Origin of the sequence: Armatimonas sp. (genome assembly GCF_043760365.1) — a bacterium.
In the GTDB taxonomy this organism is placed as follows: domain Bacteria; phylum Armatimonadota; class Armatimonadia; order Armatimonadales; family Armatimonadaceae; genus Armatimonas.
The window spans coordinates 1-7,383 of record NZ_JAYUPA010001027.1; the positions used below are offsets into that span (position 1 = coordinate 1).

8 protein-coding genes are annotated in these 7,383 nt (G+C 60.5%); 7 read left to right on the forward strand and 1 reads right to left on the reverse strand.

The window, feature by feature from the left end; all coding sequences use genetic code 11:
- From ACH2EH_RS26205 to ACH2EH_RS26230, 6 genes are all read left to right on the forward strand, one after another.
- On the forward strand, positions 1 to 976 hold a 976-nt coding region (locus ACH2EH_RS26205), incomplete at its 5' end, for a PQQ-binding-like beta-propeller repeat protein (RefSeq protein ID WP_395146370.1).
- Between the two features lie 17 nt (positions 977 to 993).
- Entirely contained in the window at positions 994 to 2,082 is a 1,089-nt protein-coding gene (locus ACH2EH_RS26210; protein ID WP_395146371.1) for a Gfo/Idh/MocA family protein, read from the forward strand.
- Positions 2,083 to 2,091: 9 nt separating this feature from the next.
- Positions 2,092 to 3,033, forward strand: coding sequence for a DUF3187 family protein (locus ACH2EH_RS26215; protein WP_395146372.1), 942 nt, complete (start codon positions 2,092 to 2,094; stop codon positions 3,031 to 3,033).
- Positions 3,034 to 3,151: 118 nt separating this feature from the next.
- Positions 3,152 to 4,357, forward strand: a complete 1,206-nt coding sequence (locus ACH2EH_RS26220; RefSeq protein WP_395146373.1) for a ParB/RepB/Spo0J family partition protein — start codon at positions 3,152 to 3,154, stop codon at positions 4,355 to 4,357.
- Between the two features lie 9 nt (positions 4,358 to 4,366).
- Complete coding sequence (locus ACH2EH_RS26225; RefSeq protein ID WP_395146374.1) at positions 4,367 to 5,128, forward strand: hypothetical protein; 762 nt, start codon at positions 4,367 to 4,369, stop codon at positions 5,126 to 5,128.
- A gap of 12 nt (positions 5,129 to 5,140) precedes the next feature.
- Complete coding sequence (locus ACH2EH_RS26230) at positions 5,141 to 5,482, forward strand: translation initiation factor Sui1 (protein ID WP_395146375.1); 342 nt, start codon at positions 5,141 to 5,143, stop codon at positions 5,480 to 5,482.
- Between the two features lie 5 nt (positions 5,483 to 5,487).
- Here ACH2EH_RS26230 and ACH2EH_RS26235 read toward each other — a convergent pair whose 3' ends face one another.
- On the reverse strand, positions 5,488 to 6,840 hold the full coding sequence (locus ACH2EH_RS26235; RefSeq protein WP_395146376.1) for a hypothetical protein: 1,353 nt from the start codon (positions 6,838 to 6,840) through the stop codon (positions 5,488 to 5,490).
- Positions 6,841 to 6,873: 33 nt separating this feature from the next.
- Between ACH2EH_RS26235 and ACH2EH_RS26240 the strand changes: the two genes are divergently transcribed.
- Positions 6,874 to 7,383 (forward strand): FAD-dependent oxidoreductase (locus ACH2EH_RS26240; protein ID WP_395146377.1); only part of this gene is annotated, 510 nt, incomplete at its 3' end.

The window sequence follows — 7,383 nt, forward strand, 5'->3', positions numbered from 1 at the left end:
CACCGGCAAGGCGCTCTGGGAGAAGACCGTCTTTCGTGGCGCACCGACCACTGCCGTGCACCTCAAGAACAGCTACGGTGCCGAGACGCCCGTGACGGATGGCAAGCGGGTTTACGCGCTCTTTGGGGGGCTGGGAGTGTTTGTGCTGGATGCAAAAAACGGCAAGGAGCTGTGGTCCAAGAAGCTGGAGCCGCGTAAGACACGCTTTGGTTGGGGCTACGCGGCATCGCCCGTTCTGCACCAAGGTAGGCTCTTTCTGGTCAATGACAACGACGAGCGTGCGGAGCTGCTGGCCTTCGACGCGAACACCGGCAAGCCGATCTGGCAGGTCGAGCGTGATGAGAAGAGTAACTGGGCGACGCCGTTTGTCTGGCAGAGCAGCACGCGCACCGAGCTGGTCGTCCCCGGCACCCGCGCCGTTCGCAGCTACGACCCGCGTGACGGCAAGCTACTCTGGTCGCTCAAGGGGATGTCGAGCATCGCTATTCCCACCCCCATGACCGGCGACGGCTTGCTCTTTGTGAGCTCGGGCTATGTGGGCGATCAGCTGCGCCCTCTCTACGCCATCCGCCCCGGAGCAAGCGGCGATATCACGGCAAGCGCCGCTCTTGCCTGGTCCAATCCCACCGCCGGGCCGTATAACCCGTCGCCGCTTTACTACGAGGGCCGCATCTATGTTCTCTACGACCGGGGCCTATTTAGCTGCTTTGATGCCAAGACCGGCAAGCCCCTCTACGATCGCGAGCGCCTGCCCATTGGCTCCGGGTTTACGTCGTCGCCTTGGGCCGCAGGCGGGAAAATCTACTGCCTGAGCGAGGATGGGGTCTGCTATGTTCTCAAAGCGGGGGATAAATTCGAGCTCCTCCAGACCAACCGCCTCACCGACGACGACATGTGCATGGCCACACCTGCCCTCGTCGGGGATCGCCTGCTGATCCGCACTGCCAACACGCTCTACTGCGTGAGAAATAAATAAGTAGGTTACCCCTCCTGATGTCAACGCCTAAGATGCGTCGTGCTATCGTCATTGGGGCGGGCTTTGCGGGCGAGGGGCACACGCGAGCCTTGCAGCACTGTGGTGTTGAGGTGGTTGGGCTGTGCGGGCGCGAACCAGAGATCGTGCGGGCACGGGCCGACACACTGGGAATCTCCCTCGCGTCGAACGACTGGCGAGCGACACTGGAGCAAGTGCGCCCCGATATTGTGGCAATCGCAACTCCGGCGGTGCTGCGGCGGGAGATCATCGAGGCCGCTGTAGCTCAGGGCTGTCATCTGTTCTGCGACAAGCCGCTGGCAACCACTGCAGCAGAGGCGGCGGCGCTCTGCCAACTCGTCGAGGCAGCAGGAGTCAAGCACGCTTTTGCCGCCACACGCCGCTACGAACCCAGTGTGGTCTGGCTCGCGGAGCTGGTGGCGAGCGGCGTGATCGGGCGCATTACCCAGGCTACCTACCATGTCAGCGCTCATCTCTCGCCGCCGCTTCCTTGGTCGTGGGCACTCTCGCTGGATCAGGGCGGCGGACTCCTCAACGGCCACTTCCCACACCTTCTTTCGATCCTTGAGCGCGTACTCAGCGGAACGCTAAGCCGAGCGACGGGGCAGGCCAAGTTTGCCATTGATCGAGCCCCAATTATCCCTGGTATCCACGATTTTCGTGACTGGGGAGCGAGAGCGGATACACTCACGCCTGAGGAGCTAGAGAGTGCCGAGTGGCGCACATGCGATGCCGACACGTCGTACTCAGCCCGCCTGCGCTTTGTCACGCCGACCGGCGAGGTGCCCGTGACACTAATCTCTGGCCCGGAAGTGGGAGCGGCCCAGCTATGCCTTAGGGGACAGCACGGCACTCTAATCGCACAGGGCGAGGCTGCCTTCCGAATCTTCCATAACGCGCAGGAGCTTCCCGTTCCCGAGCGCCTGATCGCTGCTCTGCCCAAGCTCGGTGGGGGCTGTGAAGACCGCTGGGCCGCACTCGCGAAAGAGTTTATCGCCAATATTTGTGGCGAGCCGCACGCCCCCTACCTCACGTTCCTCGACGGCGGGCGCTACCAGGAGGCCATTGAGGCGATCCGCTCCGGGTAAACTGTTTTTATGTACTCTCTGCCCGCTGATCCTCCCGCGTTCTTTGGCCCGCTTCCCGTTAAAATCCAGACCAACCTCAGTGGTGTCGCCACTCTTCTGGAGCCCGAGCGAGTGACAACTCTACCCCCAGGAGCACGGGAGCAGCGCCTGCGGCTGGATATCGGCAACAACGCCTTCTACCACGGGGAAGTAACAAGATTTATCTACGATGACTCTGAGATTCAGAACCTGCGCCTCGGAGAGGCGTATGGGCAGGCTTGGGGCGAGTGGAGCTGGCAAGCAAGTTTGGTGCAGCGCACAGGGGGCTTTCTCGATCCCTTGATCCGTGTTTGGCACCAGAATGTCGTGCCCTTCACCGACTCTGTCTTTAGTAAAATTGCAAATGGTCAGGTGCGCAGTGAGGTACGCGATGGTGCGACTGTCTTCCAAGACGGCGGTTCGGCGGCGGCGCTGACTTCTGTCACGCTCAGTGCACGACGTCCTGTGTGGCCTGGAGTGTCCGCGCGTGCGGTGGTGAAGCTTCCCGTGCGGGGTAGGGAAGCACTTTTGGATAGTGGGGCAGTGGATCTCGGGGTCGGGCTGTTGGGAGAGGTGCGACTCACGCCGCGCTGGAGCGCCCATGCCAACCTGAATCTAGTGCAGGCGGGAGCCGTGCAAGTGGCCCCCCTGACACAGGGACAGCGCTGGCTCACAGGGAGTGTCATTGCTGCTGAGTTTCAGAGCACCCCGCGCACAAATCTGGTGGTTCAGATGGAGGACACGAGCTTTCCCTTCAACCGAGGGCTGCGCGGCAGGAGCAGCCGACGCCAGCAGATGAGCTTTGGAGCCTGGCACCAAGCCGATGCAAAAACGCGCTGGCACGTTTCTGTTGCGGAAAACATCTACCCCTTTCTCGTGACCAGCTACACCCCCGATATCATGCTTTCCTTGGGGATTGTTCGTCGGCGCTAGCGAAGTACCTCGGAAAAATACCGAAATGCACCTAAGGATTCTTGCAGGCTTTCCAACCATATAACCAGATGGGATAGAAAGCCCAAGGGGAGACCGTCTCCCGGGGAGCCTTGCTTCGATGTCGTTTCAGTTTCTGCCACTAGAAAAAATACGCGCTGCTGAAGATCAGCCACGCAAAACCTTCTTCCAGGAATCCCTGGAGGAGCTGGCTGCTTCGATTAAAGAGCGGGGTGTTCTCGAACCAATAGTTGTTCGTCCACACAAAAAGTATCCCGGCTTCTATGAGATCATCATGGGAGAGCGGCGCTACCGAGCAAGTAAGCTCGCGGGCATGCCTACCATCCCCGCGGTTATCCGTGAGATGAACGATGAGGACGCAGCCGCGGATGCGCTTCTAGAGAACTTCCAGCGCGAGGATCTCAACGCCATTGAGAAAGCGCGTGCGATCCAGGGTTTGCTGAAGTTCATGTCCTATGAGAAGACAGCGCGGACACTGGGAGTCTCTGATACGACGATACGGCGGCTGCTTGACTTATTGGAGCTTCCCGAAGCAATCCAGGCCGAGCTGGTGACGAGGCCGGGCACCATCCCCGTTTTTGGAGAGGGGCATGCGCGCGCTCTTCTGACTCTCAATAGTGACCCGAAGACCCAGATGCGCCTTGTGGAAAAAGTGAAGGCGGAGCGCATGGGAGTTGGTGCGCTCGATCAGATCATCCGGGCGATCCAGCAGTACCCCACAAAAAAAGAAATCTTCCTGCGGGTGACCGGCTCGGTGGCCGATCAGATGATCCGCTCCTTCCGCTCCAGCGAAGAGAAGGCGAAGCCCTACAAGAGCCAGACGGCGAAAGACCACCTCAAGGGAATTGACCGTAAGATCAACGATCTCACCGATACCCTAGATGGCCGTGTCGTGGACTTTATCTCCGTTGAGGAGATGAATCACCTGCTCGCCTCGCTGACCCAGATGACCAAGCACATTGAGTCGTTTACAGGAAAAGTGCGCCAGGCACTCGAAAAGAAAGACTACGGCTTCCGTGAGGTCTATATCCACTGTCCGCTCTGTGGTCGGATCGAGCTGATTGGTGCAGTGCGCTGCTCCATCTGCTGGACCGTACTCCGTCGGTGCACGGACTGTGGGAGCTATGATGTGGCGAATGGCCGCTGCTCTGTCTTTTCGAAAGAAGTGAACACAGAGGAGGCCGAAGCGCCTCGTGAGACCTCACTTTCCTACCGCTGCGTGGAGTACCGCCCCAAGTTCGCCCCAAAAGGGCTGCCTGTGGTCGGTGAGACGCGGGGCGGTGGTGCAGGCTTAAGAAAGTTTTAGAGACAAACCATGCGAATTGGACAAAAGCTACGTCAGGCCATTACTTCCAGTTTTATCGAGGTACGCCTGGATGAGGAACACGCGGTGCCCACTATCATCGTTGCGCCTCCGCCTGCCCAGGAAGCTGTCTACACGCCAGAACCCGTTGTGGTTCTGGAGCAGCTTCCCGAGCCAGAACCCGATCCTTTAACCCCTCCTGATCTCTCCGCAGCCCTTAAAGAAGATGGCTCGCTCAACGACAACACGATCTACAGTGGAGTGTTTTTGTCGGCGGTGCCCTTTAACGCGGAGCAGGCGGTCGAGGTGTTGGTCGGGATGCCCTATGGGGTGACCGCACGGGGACGTTGTGAGACGATGAAGCAGGCTATCTCTGTGGTCACGACGGATCCTTGTAGCGCGGGCCATCTTGTGGTCAGTGATGCGGCGCAAAAAATGGTTGCCCTCAATCAGTACCTCACTCGTAATCGAGGTGAGCTGAAGGCTTTTCGACGGAATGTCGCTGAGGAAATGGAGCGGCTTCATGAGCGGCTTAATGGGCTGCGCGTTATGGTGGATGAGACCAATGCGAACTACCAGGCCCTGGAGGAAGCGGGGCGAGTTCGCGTAGATAATCTCACAGGAGTGATCGCTTTCTTCGATGAGTTCCAGGCTTATCTTCGTCTGGAAGAGGATAGTGTCTCAGGGCAGGGCGACGGCGAGCTTCCAGCCTACCTACGCGACGACACGGCGATGAAACTGCTGGGAGTCACGAAAGAAAAAGAAGTAGCATGATATAGTTTCTTCGTGGGACTTGTCTACTCTACCGAAAAAGGACGCCTCTGCCCGAGCTGTGGCGAGGCTGTCTGTGTCTGCATAAACAACCCCACTCGCTCGCAAATCCCGGGCGGCGGGGTTGTTCGTGTTGGTCGGGAGACCAAGGGGCGCAAGGGCGCGGGTGTCACGACCATCCAGGGCCTCCCTCTTGACGATGCCGCGCTGGCGGCACTCTGTACCCAGCTCAAGAAGCGCTGTGGCACGGGTGGCACGCTCAAAGATGGCGTGATCGAGATCCAGGGTGAGCACCGTGATAAAGTCGTCGCCGAGCTCAGTGCCCAGGGCTACAAAGCCAAGCGCGTCGGCGGCTAAGCCGCTTAATTCCGCCGGGCATCGGTGTCGCGGATGATGTTGCTGACGGCGGTTTTGTTAAAGCCCTTGAAGCCTTCCCATCGCTGGAGGATTTCGAGATGGCTGCCCAGCGCCCCAACCGTGGCGAACTTCTCGGCCTGCTCACCGGTAATATGCCCCGCTGCCACTAACGGTGCGAGGCGCTCCGGGGCAACGCGCCAGGGCTCGCCGACGGTGAAGGCTTGCCAGAGCATCGGCAGTTCGGTGAAGGGAGCCATGACCGGGTACCCGGCGGCATTGGCATCGTCTTTCACTTTTTGGCACAGGAACTCGCACTCGATATGGTGCATTCCCGCTGTCGCAATGGACGAGCCGTGCAGGGCGCACCAGAGTCCAATCGTGCCGAGGGTTGTGCGGGGCACCAGCTCGACAGCGGCAAAATCTAAGTCCAGCTCCTCGGGGGCGATATCCACATCGGCGAAGATCACGACGCGGCTCTCGGGGTGCTCCAGCACCTGCGCTCCCCAGCCCGCCTCGGCACCGGCGTAGAAGCGCTCGCGGCAGATAAAGCCCATCGCCACAAAGAGCGAGATCAGCGCGGGAAACGCGTCGCGGGAGCAGCGATACGTGTGGTGATCGTGGTTGGCCCAGCCAATTCCAATCGCCTCTTGCCGGGCGTACTGCCAGCGTGCTGACGCATTTCGTGCCAGGTAGTAGTCGCGCTCGGCAGCGAAGAACTCCTCCGTAGCACGGCCCAGACCCAGCGTGGCAGCGTGCTTTTCAAAAAGCTTCTGCGCGGCGGCAATGCTGGCCTGCTCATCGTCAGTGCGGGGCCGAGTGGCGAAGTCTGCACGTGTGGCTTGTAATCCCTCAGGGCGGGTTTGGGGGGCAAAGCCCCGGTAGCCGCGCCGGACAATGGGCATGAGCTCGCCGTGGGGCAGGCTGAGATGCCCACACTGATACGCGGAGTCCTCGTGGCCGTGGCAGGCGTCGAGGGCCAGATGATTCTTGTCGGCAAACTCCGCGATATTTTCTACGCCCAGTGCCAGGCAGGGCGTGCTGCGCTTGGTTTTCACGCGAAGCCGGGGAAGCCGTGCACCTGGGTGCTCCCAGACCTCGTCGCCCTCAGAGAGCGTGTTTTTTACCAGCCCGAGTGCCTCCCATCTCTCGATCAAGCCGCTACTTGGCGGCAGAATCCAGTGGTCCACGAGCGCGAGAATATCTACTCCCGCTTCGGCCTCGAAGCGCTGGGCAAGCTGCGTGATCTGCGGGTTCTGATCGGCAAAATCCTGGAAAAGCTCCTGGAAGTAAGCTGCCGCCTCCGGGCAGCGCGGCCACGGGTCAGCCGTGTTCTCTGTGTTGATTGAGGGCGTACTCATGGCTTTAGTGTACCCAGCCTGTACAATAGTCTCGTGAAAGTCATTGTGATCGGGGCGGGAGTGGCGGGGCTGACGTGTGCGCGGCTGCTGGAGAAGTCCGGCGCGGAGGTTGTGGTGTACGAGAAGTCCGACGGAATCGGGGGGCGCGTGCGCTCAGATCACGTGGATGGCTTCACGCTAGACCGGGGCTTCCAGGTGTTCTTTACGGCCTACCCCGCAGCATGCCGCCAGCTTGACTATGCGGCGCTGGAGCTGCGAAGTTTCTCTCCGGGGGCTGTGATCGCGCAGGGGGATCGTCGGCATGTGCTGGCCGACCCCGCGCGTGACCCGGACTCCCTCTTGCCGTCGCTGCTGACCGGGATCGTGACGCCGCAGGACAAGTGGCGCACCTGGCGGCTCTCAGGCGAGGTGGGGGCCAAGCCGACCAGCGCACTTCTGGACGGCCCCGACGAGACCACGGAGCGCTTTCTCAAGCGGCGCGGGTTCTCGCCGCTCTTTGTGGAGAACTTTATCCGCCCGTTCTTTGGAGGTGTCTTTCTGGAC